At 70.9% G+C, this 26,292-nt stretch carries 24 protein-coding genes; 18 read left to right on the top strand and 6 right to left on the bottom strand.

The genetic code is table 11. The features are described 5' to 3' along the window. Positions 1-51 precede the first annotated feature (51 nt). The 5 genes from ABZW18_RS02285 to ABZW18_RS02265 all read left to right on the top strand — a co-directional run bounded on the left by ABZW18_RS02285 (position 52) and on the right by ABZW18_RS02265 (position 7,870). On the top strand, positions 52-876 hold the full coding sequence (locus tag ABZW18_RS02285; RefSeq protein WP_356180822.1) for an adenosylcobinamide-GDP ribazoletransferase: 825 nt from the start codon (positions 52-54) through the stop codon (positions 874-876). Between the two features lie 404 nt (positions 877-1,280). Beyond that, a complete protein-coding gene (locus ABZW18_RS02280; RefSeq protein ID WP_356180820.1) occupies positions 1,281-2,831 on the top strand; it encodes a leucyl aminopeptidase in 1,551 nt (516 codons plus the stop codon). A gap of 403 nt (positions 2,832-3,234) precedes the next feature. Then, on the top strand, positions 3,235-4,623 hold the full coding sequence (gene lpdA / locus ABZW18_RS02275; protein WP_356180817.1) for a dihydrolipoyl dehydrogenase: 1,389 nt from the start codon (positions 3,235-3,237) through the stop codon (positions 4,621-4,623). Positions 4,624-4,672: 49 nt separating this feature from the next. After that, entirely contained in the window at positions 4,673-6,436 is a 1,764-nt protein-coding gene (gene sucB, locus ABZW18_RS02270; RefSeq protein ID WP_356180815.1) for a 2-oxoglutarate dehydrogenase, E2 component, dihydrolipoamide succinyltransferase, read from the top strand. A gap of 192 nt (positions 6,437-6,628) precedes the next feature. Beyond that, positions 6,629-7,870: a WYL domain-containing protein gene (locus ABZW18_RS02265; protein ID WP_356180812.1), complete on the top strand. Its 1,242-nt coding sequence runs from the start codon at positions 6,629-6,631 to the stop codon at positions 7,868-7,870. Here ABZW18_RS02265 and ABZW18_RS02260 read toward each other — a convergent pair. Beyond that, positions 7,776-8,711, bottom strand: coding sequence for an SDR family oxidoreductase (locus ABZW18_RS02260; RefSeq protein WP_356180809.1), 936 nt, complete (start codon positions 8,709-8,711; stop codon positions 7,776-7,778). The genes ABZW18_RS02265 and ABZW18_RS02260 overlap by 95 nt on opposite strands. Positions 8,712-8,960: 249 nt before the next feature. On the opposite strand from ABZW18_RS02260, the gene ABZW18_RS02255 reads away from it, so the two are divergent. Next, entirely contained in the window at positions 8,961-9,479 is a 519-nt protein-coding gene (locus ABZW18_RS02255) for a DUF4240 domain-containing protein (protein WP_356181080.1), read from the top strand. 205 nt (positions 9,480-9,684) lie between these two features. On the opposite strand, the gene ABZW18_RS02250 is transcribed toward ABZW18_RS02255, so the two are convergent. Next, positions 9,685-10,191 (bottom strand): GNAT family N-acetyltransferase, encoded by a 507-nt coding sequence (locus ABZW18_RS02250; protein ID WP_356180806.1) that lies wholly within the window; start codon positions 10,189-10,191, stop codon positions 9,685-9,687. Positions 10,192-10,251: 60 nt separating this feature from the next. On the opposite strand from ABZW18_RS02250, the gene ABZW18_RS02245 reads away from it, so the two are divergent. Both ABZW18_RS02245 and ABZW18_RS02240 read left to right on the top strand, forming a co-directional pair. After that, positions 10,252-11,154, top strand: coding sequence for a TIGR01777 family oxidoreductase (locus tag ABZW18_RS02245; protein WP_356180803.1), 903 nt, complete (start codon positions 10,252-10,254; stop codon positions 11,152-11,154). Between the two features lie 282 nt (positions 11,155-11,436). Next, positions 11,437-12,768 carry an NAD(P)/FAD-dependent oxidoreductase gene (locus tag ABZW18_RS02240; RefSeq protein WP_356180800.1) on the top strand — a complete coding sequence of 444 codons (1,332 nt, stop codon included), beginning with the start codon at positions 11,437-11,439 and terminating at the stop codon, positions 12,766-12,768. A gap of 265 nt (positions 12,769-13,033) precedes the next feature. Here ABZW18_RS02240 and ABZW18_RS02235 read toward each other — a convergent pair whose 3' ends face one another. Beyond that, positions 13,034-14,491, bottom strand: coding sequence for a regulator (locus ABZW18_RS02235; RefSeq protein ID WP_356180798.1), 1,458 nt, complete (start codon positions 14,489-14,491; stop codon positions 13,034-13,036). A 319-nt stretch (positions 14,492-14,810) separates the two neighbouring features. Between ABZW18_RS02235 and lipB the strand changes: the two genes are divergently transcribed. The 4 genes from lipB (at position 14,811) to ABZW18_RS02215 (ending at position 17,972) form a co-directional block, all read left to right on the top strand. Then, positions 14,811-15,593, top strand: a complete 783-nt coding sequence (gene lipB, locus ABZW18_RS02230; RefSeq protein WP_356180796.1) for a lipoyl(octanoyl) transferase LipB — start codon at positions 14,811-14,813, stop codon at positions 15,591-15,593. 119 nt (positions 15,594-15,712) lie between these two features. Then, positions 15,713-16,678: a lipoyl synthase gene (gene lipA / locus ABZW18_RS02225; RefSeq protein WP_356180793.1), complete on the top strand. Its 966-nt coding sequence runs from the start codon at positions 15,713-15,715 to the stop codon at positions 16,676-16,678. Between the two features lie 384 nt (positions 16,679-17,062). Continuing rightward, a complete protein-coding gene (locus ABZW18_RS02220) occupies positions 17,063-17,272 on the top strand; it encodes a hypothetical protein (protein WP_356180790.1) in 210 nt (69 codons plus the stop codon). Between the two features lie 10 nt (positions 17,273-17,282). Further along, entirely contained in the window at positions 17,283-17,972 is a 690-nt protein-coding gene (locus tag ABZW18_RS02215) for a DUF4191 domain-containing protein (protein WP_356180788.1), read from the top strand. A gap of 199 nt (positions 17,973-18,171) precedes the next feature. Here ABZW18_RS02215 and ABZW18_RS02210 read toward each other — a convergent pair whose 3' ends face one another. Continuing rightward, positions 18,172-18,639, bottom strand: coding sequence for an RDD family protein (locus tag ABZW18_RS02210; RefSeq protein WP_356180786.1), 468 nt, complete (start codon positions 18,637-18,639; stop codon positions 18,172-18,174). 269 nt (positions 18,640-18,908) lie between these two features. Here ABZW18_RS02210 and glnA point away from each other — a divergent pair, with 269 nt between their 5' ends. Then, on the top strand, positions 18,909-20,318 hold the full coding sequence (glnA, locus tag ABZW18_RS02205; protein WP_356180783.1) for a type I glutamate--ammonia ligase: 1,410 nt from the start codon (positions 18,909-18,911) through the stop codon (positions 20,316-20,318). A gap of 434 nt (positions 20,319-20,752) precedes the next feature. Here glnA and ABZW18_RS02200 read toward each other — a convergent pair whose 3' ends face one another. Further along, the gene (locus ABZW18_RS02200; protein ID WP_356180781.1) at positions 20,753-21,595 is read right to left on the bottom strand and encodes a DUF6612 family protein; all 843 of its coding nucleotides are present in this window, start codon (positions 21,593-21,595) and stop codon (positions 20,753-20,755) included. A 170-nt stretch (positions 21,596-21,765) separates the two neighbouring features. Continuing rightward, on the bottom strand, positions 21,766-22,152 hold the full coding sequence (locus tag ABZW18_RS02195) for a VOC family protein (protein ID WP_356180779.1): 387 nt from the start codon (positions 22,150-22,152) through the stop codon (positions 21,766-21,768). A 547-nt stretch (positions 22,153-22,699) separates the two neighbouring features. On the opposite strand from ABZW18_RS02195, the gene ABZW18_RS02190 reads away from it, so the two are divergent. From ABZW18_RS02190 to ABZW18_RS02170, 5 genes are all read left to right on the top strand, one after another. Continuing rightward, on the top strand, positions 22,700-23,224 hold the full coding sequence (locus ABZW18_RS02190; RefSeq protein WP_356180777.1) for a GtrA family protein: 525 nt from the start codon (positions 22,700-22,702) through the stop codon (positions 23,222-23,224). A gap of 290 nt (positions 23,225-23,514) precedes the next feature. Continuing rightward, positions 23,515-23,973, top strand: coding sequence for a hypothetical protein (locus tag ABZW18_RS02185; RefSeq protein WP_356180774.1), 459 nt, complete (start codon positions 23,515-23,517; stop codon positions 23,971-23,973). Between the two features lie 223 nt (positions 23,974-24,196). Then, entirely contained in the window at positions 24,197-25,216 is a 1,020-nt protein-coding gene (gene glnII / locus ABZW18_RS02180; protein ID WP_356180771.1) for a glutamine synthetase, read from the top strand. Between the two features lie 184 nt (positions 25,217-25,400). Next, a complete protein-coding gene (locus ABZW18_RS02175) occupies positions 25,401-25,532 on the top strand; it encodes a hypothetical protein (RefSeq protein WP_356180769.1) in 132 nt (43 codons plus the stop codon). 97 nt (positions 25,533-25,629) lie between these two features. Next, complete coding sequence (locus tag ABZW18_RS02170; RefSeq protein WP_356180766.1) at positions 25,630-26,253, top strand: winged helix-turn-helix domain-containing protein; 624 nt, start codon at positions 25,630-25,632, stop codon at positions 26,251-26,253. Positions 26,254-26,292 lie beyond the last annotated feature (39 nt).

Genomic DNA, 26,292 nt, shown 5'->3' with positions numbered 1-26,292 from the left:
GGAGGCGTAGGGGCAATTTAGTGCCGATCGGGGCGGGATAGCCTGCGCGCGATGACCGACACGACTCACGGACCGGCCGACCCGTCCTGCCCGGGCGGCGCCGCCTCGCTGGGCGACGGGCTGCGCTTCTCCTTCGGCACGCTCACGGTGCTACGGGTCCGGGTCACCCGGTGGGACCGGGCCGCGGCACGGGGCGGCATGCTCTGCGCCCCGCTGGCGGGGGCGGTCGTCGGTGTGTGCGCCGCCGCGCTCGGCGTCCTGCTGCTGTTCCTCGGCGGCGGGCCGATGCTCGCCGCGGTGGCCACGGTGGCCGTACCGGCGGCGCTGACCCGCGGACTGCACCTGGACGGGCTCGCCGACACCGCCGACGGGCTGGGCAGCGCGAAGCCCGCCGAGGACGCCCTGCGCATCATGAAGCGGTCGGACATCGGGCCCTTCGGCGTCATCTCCCTCGTCCTCGTGCTGCTTGCTCAGACGGCCGTCCTGTACGAGCTGTACGCGGCGAGCCCCTGGCGCGGGGCCGTGGCGGCGGGGGTCGCCGCCGTCACCGCGCGGCTGGCCCTCACGCTCGCCTCCCGCGCCGAGGTGCCGGCCGCCCGGCCGGACGGGCTGGGCGCGGCGGTGGCCGGGGTTGTGCCCGTACGGGCCGCTGCGGCGGCGGTCGCGATCACGGCGGCGGTCTGCGCGGCCGCGGGCGCGCTCTTCGGACCGTACGCCGCCGTCCACCATGCCCTCGCCCCGCCGGCCGCCCTCGCCGCGTCCGAACTCCTCCTGCGCCGCTGCCTCCTGCGCTTCGGCGGCGTCACAGGCGACGTCTTCGGCGCCCTCGCCGAGACGTCGGCGACGGCGACGCTGCTGGTCCTCGCCCTCGGCTGACGCGAGCCTCCGAACGCGAGCCGCTGCGTTCAACGGCAGTGCCTGCACTGCCGCGGCGGGTCGACGGCGTCACGGCCCGGCCCGGCCCGGCCCCCAAGAGCCGACCGCCGTACGCGCCGACCGCCCATCTGCCGCGCCACCGCGGGCAGTCCGGTTCAGCAAAGTCGGCGTACCCGCCTACGGCTCTGCCCGCCGTCCGACCCCGGACAGCGACTGCGCCGGGCCCCGATCCCAGCAGCTCCGGCTGTACGACCGGCTTCGCAAAGCCGGTCGGAATACGATGCAGGCAGCGCCCTGGGCCGTGCGTATCTGCACGGCTGTGGGCCGGGTCTGTTCGGCAGACCCGAGCGGCGGCCGGACCACCGACTGGCCGAGGAACGCAACGGAAGAGGAACCCCATCACCGTGACTGCTCTGACTCTCAGCACCTCCTCAGCGGCGACGCTGCGCGCGGACGCCGTCGTCATCGGCGTGGTCAAGGGCGACAAGGGCCCGGTCGTCGCGCCCGGCGCCGAGGCCGTGAACAAGGCGTTCGACGGGAAACTGGCCGTTGTCCTCGAGACCCTCGGTGCCTCCGGCGGCGAGGGCGAGGTGACCAAGCTCCCCGCGCCGTCCGGCCTCAAGGTCCCGGTCGTGCTGGCGGTCGGGCTCGGCGACAACCCCGCCAAGGGCGACGGCTTCGGCGCGGAGACGCTGCGCCGCGCCGCCGGAGCCGCGGCCCGCGCACTGTCCGGCTCCAAGAAGGGCGCGTTCGCGCTGCCCGTCGAAGGCCCGGACGACGTCGCCGCCGTGGCCGAGGGCGCGCTGCTCGGCGCGTACGCCTTCAACACGTACCGGAACAACGGGAGCGGCAAGGGCGAGGGCAACGGCAAGAAGAAGGGAGCCGGGGACAAGGGTGCGCCGCTCGCCGAGGTCACCCTGCTCGGCGGCAAGCCCCGCGACAAGGCCTTCAAGGCCGCCGCGGAGCGCGCCGAAGCGCTGGCGGCAGAGGTCAACCGCGCCCGCGACCTGGTCAACACCCCCTCCAACGACCTCACCCCCAAGTCCTTCGCCGCGGCTGCCCAGGCCGCCGCCAAGGAGCACGGCCTCAAGGTCGAGGTGCTGGACGAGAAGGCGCTCGCCAAGGGCGGCTACGGCGGTCTACTGGGCGTCGGCCAAGGCTCGGACAACCCGCCGCGGCTGGTGCGGATCGTCCACACCCACCCCAAGGCGGAGAAGACCCTCGCCCTCGTCGGCAAGGGCATCACCTACGACTCGGGCGGCATCTCGCTGAAGCCGGCCGGCCACAACGAGACGATGAAGTGCGACATGAGCGGCGCCGCCGCCGTGTTCGCCGCCGTCGTGGCCGCGTCCAAACTGGGCCTCGAGGTCAATGTCACCGGCTGGCTGGCGCTCGCCGAGAACATGCCGTCCGGCACGGCCACCCGCCCCGGCGACATCCTGCGGATGTACTCGGGCAAAACCGTCGAGGTCCTCAACACCGACGCCGAGGGCCGGCTCGTACTGGGCGACGCCCTCACCCGCGCCTCGGAGGACAAGCCGGACGCGATCGTCGATGTGGCGACTCTCACGGGCGCGATGGTTCTCGCCCTCGGCAGCCGGACCTTCGGGATCATGTCGAACGACGACGCGTTCCGCACCTCGATCCATGAGATCGCGGAGGAGGCCGGCGAGCAGTCCTGGCCGATGCCGATGCCGACCGAGCTGCGCAAGGGCATGGACTCGCCGGTGGCGGACATCGCCAACATGGGTGAGCGGGCGGGCGGCGGACTGGTCGCCGGTCTGTTCCTGAAGGAGTTCGTCGGCGAGGGCATCACCTGGGCGCACCTGGACATCGCGGGCCCGGCGTTCCACGAGGGTTCGCCGTTCGGCTACACCCCCAAGGGCGGCACCGGATCCGCGGTCCGGACCCTGGTGCGACTCGCCGAGCGCACGGCGGCGGGCGACCTCGGCTGACGTCCGCATCCCGTACGGCACCGGCCGCTGTGCGGCTGCCGTCCGGCCGCGGTCCGCTGATGTGAGCCTCTTCGAGGGCGGCAGGTCCTCTCCCGGGTACCCGGGTGCGTACGGCCCCGGGCATCGCGCCCGGGGCCGTACGCATGGCGTTCGCCCTCGACGAAATCCGTACCGGGATACGCGCGAGTAACCCTGTCGGGGAACCTGAGAGACGTCTCACAGCCCGGCCCGCCGTCCCGCTGCCCGCCAACAAGTGCGAAGATGTTGTCTCGGCAGGACAGGGCCCCGGCTCGTACAAAGATCGAGTCATAGCGAGGGCCGAAGCAACACAGCGGCCGAACAACAGCCGCCGTCCGGTCTGAGAACGACCGGGTCCGGCGTACCCATGCATGGAGGACGTGACGTGGCGAACGACGCCAGCACCGTTTTCGACCTAGTGATCCTCGGAGGCGGTAGCGGTGGTTACGCAGCTGCCCTGCGCGGGGCGCAGCTGGGCCTGGACGTCGCACTGATCGAGAAGGACAAGCTGGGCGGCACCTGCCTGCACTACGGATGCATCCCCACGAAGGCTCTGCTCCACGCCGGTGAGATCGCCGACCAGGCACGCGAGGGCGCCGAATTCGGCGTCAAGACCTCGTTCGAGGGCATCGACATGGCGGGGGTGCACAAGTACAAGGACGGCGTCGTCTCCGGCCTGTACAAGGGCCTGCAGGGCCTGGTCGCCTCCCGCAAGATCACCTACGTGACCGGTGAGGGCCGACTGTCCTCGCCCACCTCGGTGGACGTGAACGGCGAGCGCTACGAGGGCCGCCACATCCTGCTGGCGACCGGCTCCGTGCCGAAGTCGCTGCCGGGCCTGGAGATCGACGGCAACCGCGTCATCTCCTCCAACCACGCGCTCGTGCTCGACCGCGTGCCGCAGTCCGCGATCGTGCTCGGTGGCGGTGTCATCGGCGTCGAGTTCGCCTCTGCCTGGAAGTCCTTCGGGGCCGACATCACCATCGTCGAGGCGCTCCCCCACCTCGTCCCGGCCGAGGACGAGAGCAGCTCCAAGCTGCTGGAGCGCGCCTTCCGCAAGCGCGGCATCAACTTCTCTGTCGGCTCCCGCTTCTCCGGTGTCGAGTACACCGCGGACGGTGTGAAGGTCTCGCTGGAGAACGGCAAGACCTACGAGGCCGAGCTCCTGCTCGTCGCCGTCGGCCGCGGCCCGGTCTCCCAGGGCCTGGGCTACGAGGAGGCGGGGGTCAACGTCGACCGCGGCTTCGTCCTCGTCGACGAGTACATGCAGACCAACGTGCCGACCATCTCGGCCGTGGGTGACCTCGTGCCGACCCTCCAGCTCGCCCACGTCGGCTTCGCCGAGGGCATCCTGGTCGCGGAGCGGCTGGCCGGTATCAAGACCGTGCCGATCGACTACGACGGTGTGCCCCGGGTGACGTACTGCCACCCGGAGGTCGCCTCGGTCGGCATCACCGAGGCGAAGGCCAAGGAGCTCTACGGCTCCGACAAGGTCGTCGTGCTCAAGTACAACCTCGGCGGCAACGGCAAGAGCAAGATCCTGAAGACCGCGGGCGAGATCAAGCTCGTCCAGGTGCGGGACGGCGCCGTGGTCGGCGTCCACATGGTCGGTGACCGTATGGGCGAGCAGGTCGGCGAGGCGCAGCTGATCTACAACTGGGAGGCGCTGCCGGCCGAGGTCGCGCAGCTCGTCCACGCCCACCCGACGCAGAACGAGGCACTCGGCGAGGCCCACCTGGCCCTGGCCGGCAAGCCCCTGCACTCGCACGACTGACACCCGGGCGCTGTCCCATCCGCACAGATCGTTAGGAGCAACCGAAACCATGGCGGTTTCCGTAACCCTGCCGGCGCTCGGCGAGAGCGTGTCCGAGGGCACCGTCACCCGCTGGCTGAAGGCCGAGGGTGAAAAGGTCGAGGCAGACGAGCCATTGCTCGAGGTCTCGACCGACAAGGTCGACACCGAGATCCCGGCCCCCGCGTCCGGCGTGCTCACCTCCATCAAGGTCGCCGAGGACGAGACAGTGGAGGTCGGCACGGAGCTGGCCGTCATCGACGACGGCTCCGGGGCACCCGCCGAGGCGCCGGCCGAGGCCGCCGCCCCGGCAGCCGAGCCCGCTCCGCAGGCTGAGCCGGAGCCCGCAGCGGCACCGGCCCCGCAGGCCGAGGCCCCCGCCCCGGCCGCTGCTCCGGCCCCCGCGGCCGGTGCCGCCCAAGGCACGGACGTCGTCCTGCCCGCGCTGGGCGAGTCGGTGACCGAGGGCACCGTCACCCGCTGGCTCAAGCAGGTCGGTGAAGAGGTCGCGGCCGACGAGCCGCTGCTCGAGGTCTCGACCGACAAGGTCGACACCGAGATCCCGTCCCCGGCCGCGGGCACCCTGCTCGAGATCCTGGTGGGCGAGGACGAGTCGGCCGAGGTCGGCTCGAGGCTGGCCGTCATCGGCGCCGCCGGTGCCGCCCCCGCGGCTGCCCCGGCTCCGGCCGCTCCGGCGCCCGCGCCCGCGCAGGAAGCCCCCGCGCAGGAGGCGCCCGCCCCTGCCCCGGCTCCCGCGCCGGCTCCGCAGGCCCCGGCCGCCCCGGCGCCGCAGGCTGTCACCCCGGCTCCGGTTGCTCCTGAGCCGACGCCGTCCGCACCGGTTCCCGCTCCAGCCCCGGCTGCTGCTCCGGCCCGTGAGGGCGACGGCGCGTACGTCACTCCGCTGGTGCGCAAGCTCGCCACCGAGCACGGCGTGGACCTGAACAGGGTCAAGGGCTCCGGCGTCGGCGGGCGTATCCGCAAGCAGGACGTCATCGCCGCCGCCGAGGCCGCCAAGGCCCAGGCTCCGGCCGCCGCAGCGCCCTCCGCCGCCGCCCCGGTGACCCCGTCGCCGCTGCGCGGTCAGACGGTGCCGATGACCCGCGTCCGCAAGGCCATCGCCAAGCACATGGTCAACTCACTGCAGGTCTCGGCGCAGCTCACCACCGTGGTCGAGGTGGACGTCACCAGGATCATGCAGCTGCGCGCCAAGGCGAAGAACAGCTTCGTGCAGCGCGAGGGCGTCAAGCTCTCGCCGATGCCGTTCTTCATCAAGGCCGCCACCGAGGCGCTCAAGGTGCACCCGTCGGTCAACGCCAAGGTGAACGACGACGACACGATCACCTACCACGACGTCGAGCACATCGGCATCGCGGTGGACACCGACCGCGGCCTGATGGTCCCGGTCATCCACAACGCGGGTGATCTGAACATCGCCGGCCTCGCGAAGAAGACCGCGGACCTCGCGGCCCGCACCCGCGACAACGCGCTGAAGCCGGACGAGGTCACCGGTGGCACCTTCACGGTGACCAACACCGGCTCGCGGGGTGCGCTGTTCGACACCCCGATCCTCAACCAGCCGCAGGTCGGCATGCTGGGCATCGGGGCGACCGTCAAGCGACCGGTCGTCGTGCAGCACCCGGACCTGGGCGAGACCATCGCCATCCGCGACATGGTCTTCCTGGCCCTGACGTACGACCACCGGATCGTGGACGGCGCGGACGCCGCCCGCTTCCTGGGCACCGTCAAGGCGCGTCTGGAGACAGGCGAGTTCGAGGGCGACCTCGGCCTCTGAGATCGGCAGGCGGCCCGGGGATCACGTAGGTCCGCGGGCCCGCCCGTAAGGCAGCACGCCTGAAGGGGGCGGTTCCCGGCTCGGCACACCGAGCGGGAACCGCCCCCTTTCGCGTACCCCGGCCTGCCACCGCCCCGCCTCGGGCGAGGGCGCGGAAGTACGCTCGACCACCACTCTCACGATGGAGGAGTCTTGCGTGCCGCCCGGCTGATCAAGATGGTGCTGCTGCTCCAGTCCCGGCCGTCGATGACCGGGTCCGAGCTGGCGCAGCAGCTCGAGGTGTCGGAACGCACGGTGGCACGGGATGTGCTCGCACTGTCGGAAGCCGGGGTTCCGGTGTACGCGGACCGCGGGCGGGCCGGTGGCTACCGGCTCGTCGGCGGCTACCGCACCCGGCTGACCGGCCTGGGCCGTAGGGAGGCGGAGGCGCTTTTCCTGTCGGGCGTCCCGTCGGCGCTGCGCGAGATGGGGCTGGCGGACGCGGGCTCGGCGGCCCGTCTGAAGGTGGCGGCGGCGCTGCTGCCGGAGCTGCGCGGGGCTCCGGCCGGCGCCGCACAGCGATTCCATCTGGACGCGCCGGGCTGGTGGCAGGAGCCGGAGACACCGGAGCTGCTGCCGGCGGTCGCCGACGCCGTGTGGGACGACCGTCGGCTCACCGCCCGCTATGTGCGCCGGGACGCCGAAGTGGCGCGGGAGCTGGAGCCGTACGGCCTCGTGCTCAAGGCCGGGGTCTGGTATCTGGCGGCGCGGGCCGTCGAGGATCGCGCGGCGATTCCCCCGGAGGGTCCCGGGCCCGGGACGGCCGGCGGGTACCCCGTGCCGGATCCCACCGGCCGAGGACGGGGACAGGGACAGGGACAGGGTGACGACCGGCAGGGGGAGGGTTTCCGCGTCTACCGGGTGGACCGGTTCGTAGCGGTCTCAGCCGGCCCGGAGCGGTTCGTACGGGATGAGGACTTCGACCTGCCGGGCTTCTGGGCCGAGCGCGCGGAGCAGTTCGCGCGCTCCATCCTGAGGGAGGAGGTGGTACTGCGGCTCTCCGAGGCCGGGGCGCGGCAACTGCCGTACGTGACGGACCGGACGGCGGGGCGGGAGGCGGTGGCCGCCGGGGTGCCGGACGGGCAGGACGGTTTGACGGTCACCCTGCCCGTGGAGTCGCCCGAGGTCGCGTACAGCCAGCTGCTGGCGCTGGTCCGGAGGCGGAGGTGCTGGACCCACCGGAGCTGCGGGAGCGCTTCGCCGCCGCCGCGGTACGGTCCGCCGCCCTCTACGGGCACGGGCAGGGTCAGGGGCGCGGTCAGGGACAGCAGGCGCAGGGGCGTCGACCGGCCGGGGGCGGTCAGCGGTAGGCGGAGTCGCCCGCGTCCTTGCCCCCGAATTCGACCTCCTCGATATAGCGCCAGGCGTCGGGGCGGGTGCCATCGGTGTCCGTGAATCCGTACACCCGGGCGAGCTGCCCGCTGGAGAGCGACTGGCCGTTCCAGCGCGCCACGTCGGGGTCGGCGGCGAGGGCGGCGACGGCTCGGCCGACGTAGACCGGTGACTCGGAGATGCAGAAGGTCGGCACCTGCCGTACCGCTTCGCGCCAGTTCTCCTCGGTGACCCCGAACTCGTCGAGCATGAACTCCGAGCGCAGGAATCCGGGGGTGATGCAGACCGCTGTGCAGCCGAGCCCCTTCAGCTCCTCCCCGAGGCCGAAGGCCATCCGGATGGGGGCGTTCTTGGTGAGGTCGTAGTAGAGGTTGTCGCGGTAGCGGCGGTTGAACTCCGCGGTGCCGTCGGTCACTTCGACGACCAGCCCGCCGGGGCGGCGGGTCAGCAGCGGCAGCGCGAAGTGGCTGGTGACGAGGTGGGTCTCGACGCCGAGCCGCAGCATGCGCAGCCCCTTGCCCAGGGGATATGTCGACATCCTGGACTCGCTGCCGAACACGACCAGGTGCTCGCCGCCCCAGACGTCGTTGACCAGGATGTCGAGCTGCCCGTGGTCGCGGTCGATGCGCTCGACGAGGGCCCGTACCTGCTCGGGCTCGAGGTGGTCTGTGGGGACGGCGATGCCCCGGCCGCCGCTCTGTTGCCCGGCGGCGGTGACCAGCTCCCCGGTCTCCTCGATGGTCTCCGCCCGGCCGACCTCGCTGCGCTTCTCGCGGGTCGTACGGCCGCTGACGTAGACCGTCGCACCCGCCACTCCCAGCTCGACGGCCATCGCGCGCCCGGCGCCCCGGGTGGCTCCTGCGACGAGTGCGACCTTGCCTGCCAGCGCGCCCAGCTCACTCACGTGTGTGTCCTCTCCCTGTGCCGAGGTATCGGTACACACCGACCCTCACACCGATACCTGACATCCGCTGTCATGCTTCCTGGCTGTTATGCCGTGTGCTGTAGGCCCTGTGCCCGCGCGCGGCGGCCACGGCGGGTGACGGCGCGACGGCCCGTTCGGGGCTCGGGTGACCGATGCGAGTAACGACACAGCCGCATCCGGGCCGCTCCGCGTGCGTGGCGGGGTGCCAGGGCCGATGCTGGTCCCGTGATGGACGAGACGGAGTTCTGGGAGATCGTCGACAGCACCCGCGAGGCCGCCGAGGGCGACCCGGAGGACCAGGCCGACCTGCTCGTGGAACGGCTGCTGAACTACGATCCGGACGCCGTGCTGGACTTCGCCCGGCACTTCGAGGCCCGCTTCAACCGCGCATACCGCTGGGACCTGTGGGGCGCCGCCTGGGTGCTGCTGGGCGGCGCGAGCGACGACGCCTTCGACAACTTCCGCTGCTGGCTGATCGGGCAGGGCCGGGAGGTCTTCGAGGGGGCGCTGCACGAGCCGGACGACCTGGCCGAGCTGCTCGACGACTTCGACGAGGAGGTCGACGGGGACGCGGAGGAACTGGGGTACGCGGCGGACGAGGCCTACGAGCAGCTGACCGGGCAGGAGACCCCGGAGCTGGGGCTGCCGCGGCCGCCGCGCGAGCCGGCGGGCACGGCTCTGGACTTCGAGGACGACGCGGCGCTCTCGCAGCGCTTCCCCAAGCTGTGGGACGCCTTCCGGCCGTAGCCCGGCCCGCCGACCGTCAGTCAACCGCCCGCCCATCCGCCCATCCGTCCGTCCGACGAGGAGGCAGGGCCCTGCGCCCACGGGGTCCCGTCTCGTACGCGCCGGGCGCTACGGACGAGGCCTCCCACCGGGTGACGCGCATCAGGCGACGCCGCTGCCCCGACCCGCTCCCGTGCTCGCACACATCGCGGGCGGCCCCGCCGGCTCAGACCGTCAGGCGGCGGCCCATCAGTACGTCGTCCACGTACTCCCCCGCTATCAGGAACTCCTCCGGAAGGATGCCCTCCACCACGAAGCCCGCCGACTCGTAGAGCCGCCGGGCGGGAGTGTTGTGCCCCAGCACGCGCAAGGTGATCCGGACCGCCCCCTGCCGCCGCGCGTCCTCGCAGGCCGCGTTGAGCAGCGCTCGTGCGACGCCCCGGCCGCGGGCCCAGGTGTCCACCGCCAGGCCCTGGATCTGCCGGACGTGCGCGTTGGCGGGCAGCGGGGTGGGTGTCACCAGGCGCAGGTATCCGGCGAGCCGCTCCTCGTACTCCGCGACGAGGAAGTGCGAGGGCAGATGCGCGGCGTCGAAGAAGGGGTCGCCCTCCAGGGGCGGCCCCGGCAGTACGGCGTGCAGGGGCGACCAGGTACGCCGGTCCAGCTCGGCGAGCGCGGCGTCGTCGGCACGGACGGCACGGCGGATGACTGGACGTATGTGCGAGGCGGACATGGCTGACACTGTGCCATCCGGCCGGTCTGCTGCGGCATTGCGGGAACCGGCCGGGGCAGGATGTGGTGCATGCGAATCGCGATCACCGGCTCGACCGGACTCATCGGAACGGCCCTCGTGCGCTCCCTGCGCGCTGACGGACACGAGGTGATCCGGCTGGTGCGGCGGCCGCCACGGGCCGCGGACGAGGTCCAGTGGGACCCGGAGCTCCAGCGCGTCGACGCGGGCGGGATCGCAGGCTGCGAAGCGGTGGTTCACCTGGCGGCGGCGGGGGTCGGCGACCGCTACTGGACGAAGGCCTACCGGAAGAAGCTCCGGGACAGCCGGGTACTGGGCACGGCCGCGATCGCCGAGGCCGTCGCCTCACTCGACTCCCCGCCGCGCGTGTTGCTGAGCGCCAGTGCGGTGGGGATCTACGGCGATACCGGGGATCGCATCGTGGACGAGAGCGCACCTCCCGGCCACGGCTTCCTCGCCGAGCTGTGCCAGGCGTGGGAGGAAGCGGCGGCTCCGGCCGAAGAGGCCGGTATCCGAACGGTGTTCGCCCGCAGCGGGCTGGTCGTCTCGGGCGAGGGCGGCGCCTGGGGGCGCCGGATCTTCCCGCTCTTCAAGCTGGGGCTCGGCGGCCGGCTCGGGGACGGCCGCCAGTACTGGAGTTTCATCGCCCTGCGCGACGAGGTCGCGGCGCTGCGGCACATCCTGGACACGGAGGAGCTGTCGGGGCCAGTCAACTGCACGGCTCCGGAGCCCGCGACGAACCGTGAGGTGACGGCGGCGATGGGGCGGGCACTGCACCGGCCGACCGTCCTCACCGTCCCGGCACCCGCGCTGCGGTTCGCCCTCAGGGACTTCTCGGAGGAGGTTCTCGGCAGCAAGCGCGTCGTGCCCCGGCGGCTGCTGGACACCGGCTTCTCCTTCGCTTTCCCGACGGTGGACGACGCCCTGCGGGACGCTCTGCGCTGAGCCCGGCCGGGGCCCCGCCGCCGACCGCAGAAGACCGTTCTCGACCGGCGGGAGAGTGCGGGAGAGTGGTGCCCGACCGACTCCGTGCCGGGCTGCGATCGGCAGAGAATCGGCATGCGACCGATGTGCGCCCATGCCCTGGCGGTGCGCGACTGTTCCCGACCGAATTCCTTCCTACGCTCGTCCGGAACTCGGGCATCCACGGGGCTTGTTGAGGGCATGAGCCCCCCAGCGACCCGCAGGGTCTCATCGCGGGACACAGCCGACCTCGGGGAGGGGCACGTGCTCAGCAGCGCAGCACTCCACAGCACAGACCGGACGGACGTCGTCGTGGTGGGTGCCGGACTGGCGGGACTCGCCGCGGCGCACCAGCTGACCGAGGCGGGAGTAAGTGTCACCGTCCTGGAGACGGCACCTTACGTCGGGGGCCGGATGGCCACCGACCGGGTGGACGGCTTCCGGCTCGACCGCACCGCGCAGCTCCTCAGCACTTCCTGTCCCGAGCTGCGACGTACACCAGGCCTGAGCGGCCTGACGCTCCGTCCGTTCTCCTCCGGCGTTCTGGTGCACACCGGCACGCGCAGCCAGCGCTTCGCGGAGGCCCGGAGCGCAAGGGGCGCACTCACCGCGGCGCGCGCCCTTGCGCACGCCGCCCGTGCGCCCCTCTCCGGCGCGCTCGACCAGGCCCGGGTCTCGGCATTTTTGAGCCGCCTCGCCGCCGCTCCCGCCGACCGTCTCCTCGTCCGGCCCGAACTGGCCACCGCAGAGGCACTGGGGAAGAGGGGCCTGCCGTCCCGCACCGTCGACGGCTTCCTTCGGCCACTTCTCACGGCCCTGCTCAGCGACCCGGATCTCACGACGTCCAGCCGGTGCGCCGACCTCGCGCTGCACGGCTTCGCCCGTGGACGGCTCAGCCTGCCGGCGGGCGGCGCCTGCACGGTGGCGGAGCTGCTCGCCGCTGCCCTGCCGCCGGGCACCGTACGGACCGGGGTACGCGCCGTGTCCGCCTCCACCACGACCGTGGACACCGCCGAGCACGGCCAACTCGCCTGCCGTGCCGTGCTGGTGGCCACGGGCGCACGGGGCGCCTCCGAGCTCCTGCCGGGCCTCCGGCTGCCGGACTTCCACCCGGTGACCGTGCTGCACCACACCACGGACGAGTCGCCGCTCGCCGAGCCCAGCCTCGTACTGGACGCGGACCGGCGCGGTCCGGTCTCTCATACGGCTGTCGTCAGCGAGACCGACCCCTCGCGTACGCCGCCCGGCCGGGTGCTCATCACCTCGACCGTGCTCGGCCCCGCCGCGGCCGAACCGCTGACCGCCCTGGACAAGACGGCCCGCGCCCAGCTCGGCGAGCTCTACGGCACCTGCGCGGAGGACTGGCAGCTGCTCGGCGCCCATCACGACCCGGAGGCCGTCCCGACGATGCCGGCCCCGCACGACCTGCGACGGCCGGTGCGAGTGCTGTCGGGGCTGTACGTGTGCGGCGACCACCGGGGCACGAGCACGGCCTCGGGCGCCCTCGCCTCCGGCCGCCGGGCGGCCCACGCCGCGCTCCGCGACTTCGGCCTGCGCCCGGCGGAAGAATCCCCGCCACTGCCCGCGGCCGCCTAGTAGGCCCTGTGTGCCACATCCCCGCCTGACCCGCGGGGCTTGGCACCCACTCGCCCACCCTTCGGCCGGGTGGCTCCATCGGTAGCTGGGGGAGCGCCCCCAACTGCGTTGGCGAAACGTCCGAGTAGCCCACTACTCCCAGGAGCCCACTGCGAGGACACTTCTCCGCCTTGCAACTGCAGCACCGGACGCCACGGGCCCCGCCATGCGGCGGACGGCGCTACGTGTCAGCGAGGTCCCAGCAGGGCGCGCCGGCCATCCCCGGTCATACGCCCAGCGAAGCCACCCGCTCCCGGAAGCCGCGCACAGCCGCCGCGTCCTTGTACGGCTCCAGACGCCGCTCGAACTCGCGCACGTACTCCACCGCCCGCGCCGACCGCATCTCCGACGCCTGCTGCGCGGCCTCCGCGCCCAGCACGCACGCCTGCTCCAGCTCGCCCATCCCGAGCCGCGCCGAGGCCAGCACCACCCGGCAGAACACCCGGCTCCGCGCGAACCCGGCGCCCCGCAGCTGGAGCGAGCGCTCCGCGTGCTGGGCCGCGGCCCGGTACTGGTGCAGGTCGTGGTGGCAGTGGCCCAGCTCGTCCGCCAGCTGCGCCTCGTCGAAGAACCGCGCCCACTGCGGTACCTCGTCGCCCGGCCGCGCCGCCTCCAGTGCCCGTTCCACCCGCGCGAGCGCCGCAGCGCAGGCGCGCGCCTCGCCGAGCACGCCGTGACCGCGCGCCTCCACCGCGTGCAGCAGTGACTGCACGATCGGCGGCGCCGCGCTGCCGATCCCCTGCTGAGCGACCCGCGCGAGCTGCACCGCCTCCCGTCCGTGACCCAGGTACACCGCCTGTCTGCTCATGGTCACCAGCACGTAGCTGCCGTACGGCCGGTCGCCCGCGGCCTGCGCCAGCCGCAGCGCCTGGACGAAATAGCGCTGCGCGAGCCCGTGCGCCGCGATGTCGTACGAGGTCCAGCCCGCCAGCCGGGTCAGCTCGGCCACAGCGCCGAAGAGCCGGCGCCCGGCCGTCTCCCCGTACGTCCCGCGCAGCATCGGCTCCGCCTCGTGCTCCAGGTAGCGCACCAGCGCCTGCCGGGCGTGCCCGCCGCCGTAGGTCTGGTCGAGCGTGCGGAAGAGCTCCCCCACAGAGCGGAGCGCGGCGATGTCGCCCGCCGTGACCTTCTGCCCCGCCGGGTGGCCGTTCGGCCGCTGCCGGGGCACGGGCATCCGGCCCTGCTGGGGGACCCGGGCGCCGTGCTCGGCGGCGCCGCCTGCCGGGTCGACACCGCGGGCGACCTGGTCGTCCGGCCGTCCGATCAGCCAGTCCCGGCTGGGCACCACGAGCCCGGCGGGAGTGAATGCGATCTTGCGCAGCTCGGCGTGGCTGCCCGAGTCCTTGCGCCAGAGCCCGCTGACGATGTCCACCGCCTCGGCCGGCGTGGCGGCGAACTCCAGACCCGCGTACACCGGGGCGCACGCGTCCAGGCCGAGGTCCTGCGCGGACAGCCGGCGTCCCAGGCGCCGGGTGAACACCTCGGCGATCAGTGCCGGGGTCGTACCGCGCGGCTGCTGCCCGCGGAGCCAGCGGGTCACCGAGGTCTTGTCGTAACGCAGGTCGAGGCCGTGCTCCAGGCCGAGCTGGTCGACCCTCCGGGCGAGCCCGGCATTGGAGAACCCGGCCTCTGCGATGAGCGCGGCAAGCTGACGGTTGGGGCGCTGCTGGGGTCGATCCGTCATCGGCTGTGCGGTCTCCTGACTTCCATGCCCTGGAGCAGAGGGGGCGACAGGGCCGAGCTGCACCCTGCTGCCTCCCTGATCGCCCTCGTGGAACGGCGTGAATGTAACGGCCCGCGCCACCCGGCCCGCCGCCATCGCAGCGCATTCATCCGATCGTGTGAGCAGACGGTTGGCCGCCGCTTCCCCGCGCTCCCGTCCACAGCCGCCTTCTGGGCCCCCGAGCATCGGCCGTACAGTGGCATTCGGCGCGATGGATGCCGGGACGCCGCAACGCGCCAGGACGCCAGGACCCTGTACGAACGTTCGAAGAGGAGCTGCCGTGAACGAGCTGCGCTTTGTCCACCTGGGCTTCGGGGCGGACGCCGTCGAGTACGAGGAAGCCTGGCAGGAGCAGCGCCGAGTGCACGCGGACCGGTTCGCGGACGAGATCTCGGACACCTGTCTGCTCCTGGAACACCCGCCGGTGTACACGGCGGGACGGCGGACAGAGGTCAGCGAGCGCCCGCTGGACGGGACGCCCGTCGTGGACGTGGACCGCGGCGGCAAGATCACCTGGCATGGCCCGGGCCAGCTCGTCGGCTACCCGATCCTGAAGCTGCCGCGCCCGGTGGACGTCGTCGCACACGTCCGCCGCCTCGAGGAGGCGCTGATTCTCACCTGTGCGGAATTCGGCCTGGGGACCACCCGGGTCGAGGGCCGCAGCGGCGTCTGGGTGCTGGGCGACCCGGTCGAGCAGCGATCGTTGCTGGGCGGCCTGTCGTTCGACTTCGACCCGCGGCTGGAGGACGAGGAGTTCGACCCCCGGCTGAACGGGCCGGACTACGCGCCCTCCAACGCCGGCCAGCGCCGCGAGGACCGCAAGCTCGCCGCCATCGGCATCCGCGTCGCCAAGGGCGTCACCATGCACGGCTTCGCGCTCAACTGCGACCCCGACAACACCTGGTTCGACCGGATCGTGCCGTGCGGCATCCGCGACGCGGGCGTGGCCTCGCTCTCGGGCGAGCTGGGCCGGAAGGTCTCCGTGGAGGAAGTCGTTCCGGTGGTCGAGAAGCACCTGCGCGGCGTCCTGGAGGCGGCCGAGCCGAAGCCGCGTGCCGTCTAGGCCGGGAATGCGCCCCCGGCCCTACGGGTTGCCACAGGCGTAAGGCCGTACGAATAACGGGCGTACCCTGGTGTCCGCCGAAGAATCGAATGCCGCGATAGCAAAGGGGAGTGCCGGACGTGTCCGCTGTCGCACCCGACGGACGCAAGATGTTGCGCCTGGAGGTCCGGAACAGCCAGACCCCCATCGAGCGCAAGCCCGAGTGGATCAAGACCCGGGCGAAGATGGGCCCCGAGTACACCAAGATGCAGAGCCTCGTGAAGAGCGAGGGCCTGCACACCGTGTGCCAGGAGGCCGGCTGTCCGAACATCTACGAATGCTGGGAGGACCGCGAGGCGACCTTCCTCATCGGTGGCGACCAGTGCACCCGACGGTGCGACTTCTGCCAGATCGACACGGGCAAGCCGGAGCCGCTGGACCGGGACGAGCCGCGCCGCGTCGGCGAGTCCGTGGTCACCATGGATCTGAACTACGCCACCATCACCGGCGTCGCGCGCGACGACCTGGAGGACGGCGGCGCCTGGCTGTACGCGGAGACCGTGCGCCAGATCCACGGGATGACGGAGCAGCGCGCCGAGGGCCGAACCAAGGTCGAGCTGCTGATCCCCGACTTCAACGCCGAGCCCGAGCAGCTCGCCGAGGTCTTCTCCGCCCGGCCCGAGGTGCTCGCGCACAACGTCGAGACGGTGCCGCGGATCTTCAAGCGGATCCGCCCGGGCTTCCGCTACGAGCGCTCGCTCGAGGTCATCACCAGGGCCCGCGAGGCCGGTCTGATCACCAAGTCCAATCTGATCCTGGGGATGGGCGAGGAGCGCGAGGAGATCAGCCAGGCGCTGCACGACCTGCACGACGCGGGCTGCGAGCTGATCACGATCACGCAGTACCTGCGGCCGTCGGTCCGGCACCACCCCGTCGAGCGCTGGGTGAAGCCGGCCGAGTTCGTGGAGCTGCAGGAGGAGGCCGAGGAGATCGGCTACTCCGGCGTGATGTCCGGGCCGCTGGTCCGCTCCTCGTACCGCGCGGGCCGTCTGTTCCGGCAGGCGAGCGAGCGGCGCGACGCGGTGGCGGCCTCCCGGACCGTCTGACGCGGCACGGCGGCAAGGCGTGTACCGCGCAAGGAAGTAAGGAAGTACGGACCCGCGGACGTGCGCACGTCCGCGGGTCCTGGCATGCCGGGCTCCCGCATGTCCGAGTCCCGGTATGCGGAGACACAGGCATGCGGACGCAGGCGCGCGGTCCGCGGGGGCGGGCGATACGCGGGTACCGCGTTCGGACCGCGTCAAGGTGTGAACCGGCCGCGCATGGGTTTCATTGGTGTTTGACCGACTGGTCACGTCCTGGTAACACCCACCAGTGACGATGGTGGGACCCTGGGGGTTACCCTCAGGAATCACGTACTCACGCACCGCCGCGCGCCCACCCACCGCGCGCTCCCGTTCCCGCCCGCCCGCTCCGAGGGGACCGAACCCATGCAGGCCGCGCCCGTACGCGCCACCGCCATCCCGTCCGTCACCGATGCTCTGCGCGCCGTCGAGGAAGTACTGATGCGCGGTGGCCAGCGCACCGCCCGCCGTAATGCCTGGACGGCGGTCCTCGAGGACCGCCGTCGCGCCAAGGACCGGCGCGAGGCCCAGCACGTACTGGAGGCCGTGGCGACCGGGGCTCCGCACGCCACGTAAACTCTGCGGCATGGCGAGGAAGGAAACATCCGAGAACCCCGGGCGACTGAAGCAGATCGCCCTGACCTACCAGATGACCAAGCGAGTCGACTCGAAGGTCGGCCTTGTCGTCGCGGCTGTGGGAATTGTCACCTTCGGTGCCGTCCTCGCGATCGGCTTCGCGCTCGGGCACCCGCTCTACCTGGGGATCCTGGGCTTCTTGCTGGCCTTCCTCGCGATGGCGATCATCTTCGGGCGACGTGCCGAGCGGGCGGCCTTCGGGCAGATGGAGGGCCAGCCGGGAGCGGCGGCCGCAGTACTGGAGAACGTCGGTCGCGGCTGGTCGGTCACGCCCGCGGTGGCGATGAACCGCAACCAGGACGTGATCCACCGGGCCGTGGGCAAGGCAGGCATCGTTCTGGTGGCCGAGGGCAACCCGAACCGGCTCAAGGGCCTGCTGGCCGCCGAGAAGAAGAAGATGGCGCGCATCGTCGTGGACGTGCCGGTGCACGACGTGATCGTGGGCGACGGCGAGGGCCAGGTGCCGCTGAAGAAGCTGCGCACCACCCTGCAGAAGCTGCCGCGGGTGCTCCCGGGCTCCCAGGTCACGGTCGTGACGGACCGGCTGCGTGCGCTGGGCGACCTGATGAGCAATATGCCGCTGCCGAAGGGGCCGATGCCGAAGGGCATGCGGATGCCCCGGGGCGGCAAGATGCGCTGAGCCTGCGCGCAGGCTCAGCAGGCAAGACGGAGGGCAGGACGTAGGCGGAGGGCGGCCCGGAACGAGATTCCGGGCCGCCCTTCGTCATGTCACCGTCATTGCGCCGATCGTTCCGCCAGTCGTTCCGACGATCGTTCGCCATCGGCCCTCGCCATGGCGCCGGTATGTCCGGCACTGCTCAGATCCGTACCTGTACGGCTCAGATCCGTACCTGTACGGCGCGGGCCACGCGGTCGTGCAGGCCGCGGCCGTCGCGGTCCCAGACGAGCGCCGGGATCACGAGGAGCAGGAGCACCGAGCGGAGCACGGCGTACGGCAGCGAGATCCGCGTGCCGTCCACGGAGATCACCCGGAGTCCGAGCAGCCGCTTGCCGGGCGTCCAGCCGACCGTACCGACGGTCAGCACGCTCAGACCGAGAAAGACCAGCAGGGCCCAGTCGCTCGCCGCCCGGAGGTCGCCTTGGGCGAAGAGCCCGTAGCCGATCAGGACGCACAGCGCCCAGTCGACGAAGAGGGCTCCGAAGCGCCGTCCGGGGGGCGCGATCGAGCCGGGTCCGCTCTCCGGCAGTCCGAACCGCTTGCCCCGGTGGCCGAAGTCGACACCCATCTCCTCGGCCGCCGCGCGGGGCCCGGAGAGCCAGGATCCGATTGCTTGCCTGTTGTCCACCCGTACACGGTACTGGGACGGCATACGTTCCCAGCCGCGCGGGGCGGCAGCACAAATCGGCCCGTCGGGTGTTTCATGGGCTGTACGGGCGGGGTGACCGGTTCACCAGCGGAGGCGCTGCGTACCGTCGACCGGTTAACCTCGGCGAAACAATTGGGTCATGCTCGGGAAATCCCGGAAACCTATGGTCGGGGCCAGCGTGCCACCGCACTGGCCAACGCGACCGAAGCAATCCCGCCCCTGCCCGGCGGCGGGCAAGGAGGAGTTGGATGTTCCAGAACGCCGACGATGCGAAGAAGTTCATCGCGGATGAGGACGTCAAGTTCGTAGACGTCCGCTTCTGCGACCTGCCCGGCGTGATGCAGCACTTCACGGTGCCGGCAGAGGCGTTCGACCCGCTCGAACAGCTGATGTTCGACGGCTCGTCCATTCGCGGCTTCCAGGCCATTCACGAGTCCGACATGGCGCTCGTACCGGACCTGTCGACGGCCCGCGTGGACCCGTTCCGCCGTGACAAGACGCTGAACATCAACTTCTTCATCCACGACCCGATCACGGGCGAGCAGTACAGCCGTGACCCGCGGAACATCGCGAAGAAGGCCGAGGCCTACCTGGCCGCGTCCGGTATCGCGGACACCGCGTACTTCGGTCCGGAGGCGGAGTTCTACGTCTTCGACAGCGTGCGCTTCAGCACCGCCGCGAACGAGTCCTTCTACCACATCGACTCCGAGGCCGGCGCCTGGAACACCGGCGCCGTCGAGGACAACCGTGGCTACAAGGTCCGCTACAAGGGCGGCTACTTCCCGGCCCCGCCGGTCGACCACTTCGCCGACCTGCGCGCCGAGATCTCCCTGGAGCTGAACCGTTCCGGCATCCAGGTCGAGCGCCAGCACCACGAGGTCGGCACCGCCGGCCAGGCCGAGATCAACTACAAGTTCAACACGCTGCTCGCCGCGGCCGACGACCTGATGCTCTTCAAGTACATCGTGAAGAACGTCGCCTGGCGCAACGGCAAGACCGCGACCTTCATGCCGAAGCCGATCTTCGGCGACAACGGCTCGGGCATGCACGTCCACCAGTCGCTGTGGGCCGGCGGTGACCCGCTGTTCTACGACGAGACGGGCTACGCGGGCCTCTCGGACACCGCGCGCTACTACATCGGCGGCATCCTCAAGCACGCCCCGTCGCTGCTGGCCTTCACCAACCCGACGGTGAACTCCTACCACCGCCTGGTGCCGGGCTTCGAGGCCCCGGTGAACATGGTGTACTCGCAGCGCAACCGCTCCGCCGCGATGCGTATCCCGATCACGGGCTCGAACCCGAAGGCCAAGCGCGTCGAGTTCCGCGCCCCGGACCCGTCCAGCAACCCGTACCTCGCCTTCTCGGCGCTGCTGCTGGCCGGCCTGGACGGCGTGAAGAACAAGATCGAGCCGGCCGAGCCGATCGACAAGGACCTCTACGAGCTGGCTCCGGAGGAGCACGCGGGCGTCCCGCAGGTCCCGACCTCCCTCCCGGCAGTGCTGGACGCCCTCGAGGCGGACAACGAGTACCTGCAGGCGGGCGGCGTCTTCACGGCCGACCTGATCGAGACCTGGATCGACTACAAGCGGACGAACGAGATCGCGCCGATGCAGCTCCGGCCGCACCCGCACGAGTTCGAGATGTACTTCGACATTTAAGAACGCCGCAGGTCAGAGCGGGTTTCCGCTCGCCTGGGCCGTCTGTGGGCCGTCGGCCGTGCTCTTCCGCTTCTGGAAGGACACGGCCGACGTGCTGTCTGCCGCCGTCAGCTGAGGGGTCGCTCAGGACGGATCGCGCAGCGGCGATAAGTTCCCTGGCGATTCTCCTGACTCGCTGTCAGAAACAGTGGCGAGGGCCTTACCCCACCTTGCGGGGTAAGGCCCTCGCTTGCTCGGCTGCGCTCCGGGCTCAGCGGGCGAGGCGATCAGCTCAGGTGTCTCCGACCACGGAACCTACGCTCGCCGACCCACCCATTCAGAACCAGCGAAACAGAACCCAGTCCTGGGCTGCACGATGTTGCGGACTTGGGGGTTCTCGACCGGATGCCGCAGTGGCCTTGTCCTGGGCTGGGTCACTGCATGAGCGATGACCGTCAGGCCTGCCCATCCTTGAGCATGGCGGCAAGATCCATGGTTTCGGAGGCCGGCGGGGCCTTGACGGTGACGGGCTTGTTGTAGTCCAGGAACGTGATCGTCAGGTCCATGGGGCCCTTGTTGGACGCGCTCCGCATCCGGAACTGCTTGGTGCGATCGCTCTTGTCGATCCACATGTCCATCTTGAGGGACTTGATGCCCATCTCCTCGTAGATCTTCAGGGCCTTCTCGCGACGCTCCTTGGTGGCCGCGTCCTCGCCCTTCAGGCTCGCCCGCATGGCGTCGAGCGTCACGGTGCCCGCATAGTGCGTGGTCGCACTCCCGTCGACGCTCTCCTCGCCCACCTTCTTGAGGTCCTTCGCGGCGGTGAGCGAGGCGGAGTCCTCGGCCGGGTTCCTGTCTGCCTGCCCGGACAGTCCCCCCAGCGGATCGGCGCCGCCCTTGTCCATCGCCTTGAGATCGAACTTGAGCCAGCTCTTGCCGTCCATCTCGGCGGCGGCTTTTTCGCCGCCGTTCATGTACATGGCCCCATCGGTGAGCCGGATCTCTGCTTCCCCGGCCTGGCCCGCGGGTCCCCCGTTCATGTTCATCCGCATGGCGAGCGGCTTCAGGCTCAGCGCCGCCTTCGCCTTCATGGTGCCTCCCCCGGGCACCTTCCCGCTCATCGTGTACGTGAGCGAGGTCAGCTTCTCGTTCTTCTCGGCGGCCCGCTTCACGGCGGCAACCGGAGTCACCTCGAAGGGCTTCTCCCCGGCGTTGCTCTCGGGCTTGCCGTCCGTACAGGCGGCCGTGCCGCACAGCAGAACGCCGACGATCGCCGCACCCGCCGCCTTCCGGTACATCCCATGCATGTATATCCCCCCAATATGTACAACTGATCGATAAGCTGCCGAGACTCTACCCGCCCGCGCCGAACGGCGGTGGCTCGCGGTGGCGTTGAGGCGAGAAGCTCGTCACCGACATGCAGCGGGTCATCGAGGTGTGTTAGCAAATGTGGCCCTGCCGCGCGAGGTTACTGGCCGGCGGGGGTGACCCACTCGACGAGTTGGATGATGACGCCGTTGGGGTCAGTGACCTGGAACAGGCGCTCGCCCCAGGGCTCTTCGCGCAACGGCAAGGTGATGGCGACGCCCTCGTTGCGCAGTCGCTCCAGCTCTGTCTCCAGGTCGTCCACGGTGAACGCGACGATCACGCCGGCCGCGTGCTGGTTGCGGAAGCCCTCGGGCAGGATCTCAATGCCGCGCTTGAGGAAGATGACGTTGACGGCGTCTTCGCGGACCAGGGAAGCGAAGCCGTCGGCGGCCGCGACCTCGTTGAATCCGAAGTAGGAGGCGAGAAACTCGGCAGAGGCGGGCACATCGTCGACGGTGAGCGATATGGCGGTGGCAGAGATCTTCACGGTTCTCCTGGAGAGCTCGGGAGCGAGTAGTGGTCGATCAATCTCTATACACCGGACGAGGCGGGGCTTCCTAACGGGAGTTGCGAGCAACGACCGTCCGTCGGCGCCCTACGGATCGTCCGTGTCACTGGCCGTCATCAGCACGTACTTCCGTCGTGTCGCCGAGGTCGGCCGGGAGCAGGCGGAAGGCCTGATGACCGAAAACCGTACGGCCTCCAGACTCCGCACCACGCGGCCGTGACGACGACTCGCCCGGGTATCGCCGCGCACGTGTACGCAGTTCACGTCCTCGCGGTGCAGCTGTCCGCGGCTCTGGTGCGCCAGAGTGCAGGGGAGCGCACGGGGTGGGGCGGGTGACCACGGGAACGGATGGCCGATTCACGCCCTCCCCTCTCATGGCGCACAGCAGTCTGCTCTTGGGGGACCTTTAGCATGAAGTGACCAATGACCATGACCTATGACCCATGACCGATGACCGATGACCCAGTCCGATTGACCAGTGACCCACGGACCACGGACCACGGACCACAGACAGGCGCGCGACACGATGACGACCGGACGGGGAGCGCTGCATCAGCGGCTGAAACTGATGAGCGGGGAAATCGGCAGGTTCGGCGCGGTGGGGGCTTCGGGGTGGCTGGTGGACACCGCGGTGTTCAACCTGTGCCTGCACGTACTGCATCTGCAGACGGTGCGCTCCGGAGTGATCGCCACGGCGGTCGCAATCGGCACCAACTATCTCGGCAACCGCTACTGGACCTACCGCCACCGCGACAGAAGCCGACGCACCCGCGAGGTCACGCTGTTCCTGCTGTTCAGCGGCATCGGGATGGTCATCCAGAACGGTGTGCTCGCGCTGTCGCACTACGGTCTGGAACACACCTCCGCGCTCGCCGACAACGTGGCGAAGAACGTCATCGGCCTCGGTGTGGCCACGCTGTTCCGGTTCTGGTCCTACCGCACCTGGGTCTTCCGAACACTGCCCGGCAGCGAAGCGGTGGAGGCCGCCGAAGGCATTCTCGAGAGCGCGCGGCCGGTGAACGTCGAATCGGGTGACTCGCTGGGGCGCTGACCCTCTGGGCCCATGATGGGCCGATGACCTCTGGCCGATGACCGGCCCGGCCCCGCCCCTGACCCGGCCGGCCCTCTCAGGGCGTCATAAGCGACTTGTACGTACCTTCGGGCCGAATCCGTCCCGATATGAAGGAAAGTTGCGATTCCTGGCCTTAGCCTGGGCTGCCCCAACGCCCAAGCAGCCGTCCTCCGAGGAGGAGCCCGCCCGTGCAGCCGCCGGAGTCGCCGCCTCCCGCCCCCGGTCACAGCCCGCGCCGTCGCGAGCCCGAAGCCTGGGAGTCCAACCTCATGTTCGGCGGCGTCTACGGAACAGTGCAGGCGAGCGCCCTGCTCGCCGCCCTGCAGGGCGAAGGTTCCCGCTACACGCCCGCATACGACGCGTTGTGGGTGCTGGTGACGGCGGTCACCTCCGCACTGGCGCACGGCTACGCCCGTCATATGTCGACATTCCGGCCGGACTCGACGGAACGGCGCCTGCGCCGGGTCGGCCATTCCCTCATCGGCGAATGGCCGCTCGTGGCCGCGAGTCTGCCCACCGTGCTGCTCCTGTCCATCGCCGGCCTCGCCGGCTGGCCGGAGCCTCCGGTGTCGACCATCGGTCTCGGCATCAATGCCGCGCTGCTGTTCGGCTGGGGCATGCTCGGTGCGCTGCACATGGGCTACCGCCGGCCGGTCGCGATTCTGGGCGGCGCCGCGGATTGCGCGCTCGGACTGCTGATCGCCGCGACCAACGCGCTGATCAAGTGACCCCGAGCGGGAATCGGGGCTGGAACCGGAACCTCAGCCGGAACCGGAACCAGCACCGGAACCCGAGCCCTGTGCGGACGGGATCCAAGCCGCTGCGCCCCACAGGAGCCGGTCAGTAACACGGGGTTCACACATGAGCAATGGACGGGAAATCGCCGATTGCCAAGATGCCCCGGTACAGACCGCAGCCCGCCACAGCCTGCACCGACAGAAGGACCCGCCCGTGACCTACAAGGCCGAGTACATCTGGATCGACGGCACTCAGCCGACCGCCAAACTCCGCTCCAAGACGAGGATCCTCGCCGACGGCGCGGAGCTCCCCGTCTGGGGCTTCGACGGGTCCAGCACCAACCAGGCCGAGGGCCACCGCTCCGACCTCGTGCTCCAGCCGGTCTTCTCCTGCCCCGACCCGATCCGGGGCGGCGCCGATGTCCTCGTACTCTGCGAGGTCCTGGGCACCGACATGACCCCGCACTCCTCCAACACCCGTGCGCTGCTGCGCCCGGTGGCCGAGAAGTTCGCCGGGCAGGAGCCCATCTTCGGCATCGAGCAGGAGTACACCTTCTTCAAGGGCGCCCGCCCGCTCGGCTTCCCCGAGAACGGCTTCCCGGCCCCGCAGGGCGGCTACTACTGCGGTGTCGGAGCCGATGAGATCTTCGGCCGCGAGATCGTCGAGAAGCACCTCGAGCACTGCCTTGCCGCGGGCCTGGGCCTGTCCGGCATCAACGCCGAGGTCATGCCCGGCCAGTGGGAGTTCCAGGTCGGCCCGCTGTCGCCGCTGGAGGTCTCCGACCACATGTGGGTGGCCCGCTGGCTGCTCTACCGTACGGCCGAGGACTTCGGTGTCTCCGCGACGCTGGACGCCAAGCCGGCGAAGGGCGACTGGAACGGCGCCGGCGCGCACACCAACTTCTCCACGAAGGCGATGCGCGAGGGTTACGACCCGATCATCACCGCCTGCGAGGCGCTGGGCGACGGCGACAAGCCGTTGCTGCACGTGCAGGAGTACGGCACCGGCATCGAGGCCCGGCTCACCGGGCAGCACGAGACCGCCCCGTGGAACGAGTACAGCTACGGCGTCTCCGACCGCGGCGCCTCGGTCCGTATCCCGTGGCAGGTCGAGGTCGAGAAGAAGGGCTACATCGAGGACCGGCGGCCGAACGCCAACGTGGACCCGTACGTGGTGACCCGGCTGATCGTCGACACCTGCTGCACGGCCCTGGACAAGGCCGGCCAGGTCTGACCCTCCCCCTGTGCTCCGGTACGTCCCGTGGTGCCCGTCGGCCGCAAGCGCCGGCGGGCACCACGGGCTGTCCAGGACGCGATTGACGCCGGGGGTTGATGAGGCGGGGACGCCACCCCGCGTTCCGTATCAACCCGTGACCGGACGGGGCGCACCCGGTGCGGCTTCTGCTTCAATAGGAACCATGGCCAGCCTCCAGAACTCCGCCCCGGGTCTCAGCGGCCTCGAGCCGTTCTGGCCTTCCCGCCAGCATCACGACTTCGACCGAGTGTGTTGCCGCGCGATCACCGCGCAGGCCGCCTCCCACCACCGCTGACACCGGCAGTCGAAGTCAGCAGCCGGTCCATGAACCCGGCCAACGGCCGCGCGCACGACGTCCATCGACGCCCTCTCGCGCGAAAGAGCTGAGCTCCATGACGGACACCCGCTCCCTGTCCCCCGCCGCCGCCCCCGTCAAGTCGTCCGCCCCGCTGAGCCGCCACCGGCTCCGAGCGGTCGACCGGGACGAGGTGGCCCACGTCTCGGACTTCCTGCCGCCGGGTGCCACGTGGCTGCCCGCGCCGCAGCACACGGTGCCCACCCTGCCGGGACAGCCGCCGATGGTCGGCTACCTGGTACTCGTACCGGCCGATGAGCCCCCGAACGGGATCGCGGTCGCCGCTGCCGCAGCGGCCGCCCCTGCTTCTGCCCCTCCCCGCGCCGGTGCCGCTGCCGCGGCGGCCGCGGGACCCGAGGCCGCGCAGGACCCCGGTCCGGTGCGGATCGACGCGGACCAGCGCACCGCGCTCGTCGACGACCGGCCGCTCGACCTCACCTACCTGGAGTTCGAGCTGCTGGCGCACCTCGTCGCCCATCCCCACCGGGTGCACACCCGGGACCATCTGGTCACCACGGTGTGGGGGTACGGGCATGTCGGCGACGGCCGGACGGTCGATGTCCATATCGCCCGGTTGCGCCGCAAACTGGGCGCCGCGTACCGCGACTCGATCGTGACGGTGCGCCGGGTCGGCTACAAGTACACGCCGCCCACCCCGTAAGCGGTGGTGCCATGGTCTTCGGTACGCCTCGACGGCGCA

Source organism: Streptomyces sp. NPDC004647 (assembly GCF_040609575.1).
Taxonomy (GTDB): Bacteria; Actinomycetota; Actinomycetes; order Streptomycetales; family Streptomycetaceae; genus Streptomyces.
Note: the sequence above shows the minus strand (reverse complement) of the source record. Positions and strands in the feature narration are given on the sequence as shown.

What these genes read in the sequence shown, in the direction of transcription:
- ABZW18_RS02250 (WP_356180806.1), bottom strand. Translation starts at nt 10,191, where the DNA reads ATGTCCGCCTCGCACATACGTCCAGTCATCCGCCGTGCCGTCCGTGCC.
- ABZW18_RS02190 (WP_356180777.1), top strand. Translation starts at nt 22,700, where the DNA reads ATGACGACCGGACGGGGAGCGCTGCATCAGCGGCTGAAACTGATGAGC.
- ABZW18_RS02285 (WP_356180822.1), top strand. Translation starts at nt 52, where the DNA reads ATGACCGACACGACTCACGGACCGGCCGACCCGTCCTGCCCGGGCGGC.
- glnA (WP_356180783.1), top strand. Translation starts at nt 18,909, where the DNA reads ATGTTCCAGAACGCCGACGATGCGAAGAAGTTCATCGCGGATGAGGAC.
- ABZW18_RS02245 (WP_356180803.1), top strand. Translation starts at nt 10,252, where the DNA reads ATGTGGTGCATGCGAATCGCGATCACCGGCTCGACCGGACTCATCGGA.
- ABZW18_RS02220 (WP_356180790.1), top strand. Translation starts at nt 17,063, where the DNA reads ATGCAGGCCGCGCCCGTACGCGCCACCGCCATCCCGTCCGTCACCGAT.
- ABZW18_RS02235 (WP_356180798.1), bottom strand. Translation starts at nt 14,491, where the DNA reads ATGACGGATCGACCCCAGCAGCGCCCCAACCGTCAGCTTGCCGCGCTC.
- sucB (WP_356180815.1), top strand. Translation starts at nt 4,673, where the DNA reads ATGGCGGTTTCCGTAACCCTGCCGGCGCTCGGCGAGAGCGTGTCCGAG.
- ABZW18_RS02200 (WP_356180781.1), bottom strand. Translation starts at nt 21,595, where the DNA reads ATGTACCGGAAGGCGGCGGGTGCGGCGATCGTCGGCGTTCTGCTGTGC.
- ABZW18_RS02255 (WP_356181080.1), top strand. Translation starts at nt 8,961, where the DNA reads ATGGACGAGACGGAGTTCTGGGAGATCGTCGACAGCACCCGCGAGGCC.
- ABZW18_RS02175 (WP_356180769.1), top strand. Translation starts at nt 25,401, where the DNA reads ATGGCCAGCCTCCAGAACTCCGCCCCGGGTCTCAGCGGCCTCGAGCCG.
- ABZW18_RS02170 (WP_356180766.1), top strand. Translation starts at nt 25,630, where the DNA reads ATGACGGACACCCGCTCCCTGTCCCCCGCCGCCGCCCCCGTCAAGTCG.
- ABZW18_RS02215 (WP_356180788.1), top strand. Translation starts at nt 17,283, where the DNA reads ATGGCGAGGAAGGAAACATCCGAGAACCCCGGGCGACTGAAGCAGATC.
- ABZW18_RS02185 (WP_356180774.1), top strand. Translation starts at nt 23,515, where the DNA reads ATGTTCGGCGGCGTCTACGGAACAGTGCAGGCGAGCGCCCTGCTCGCC.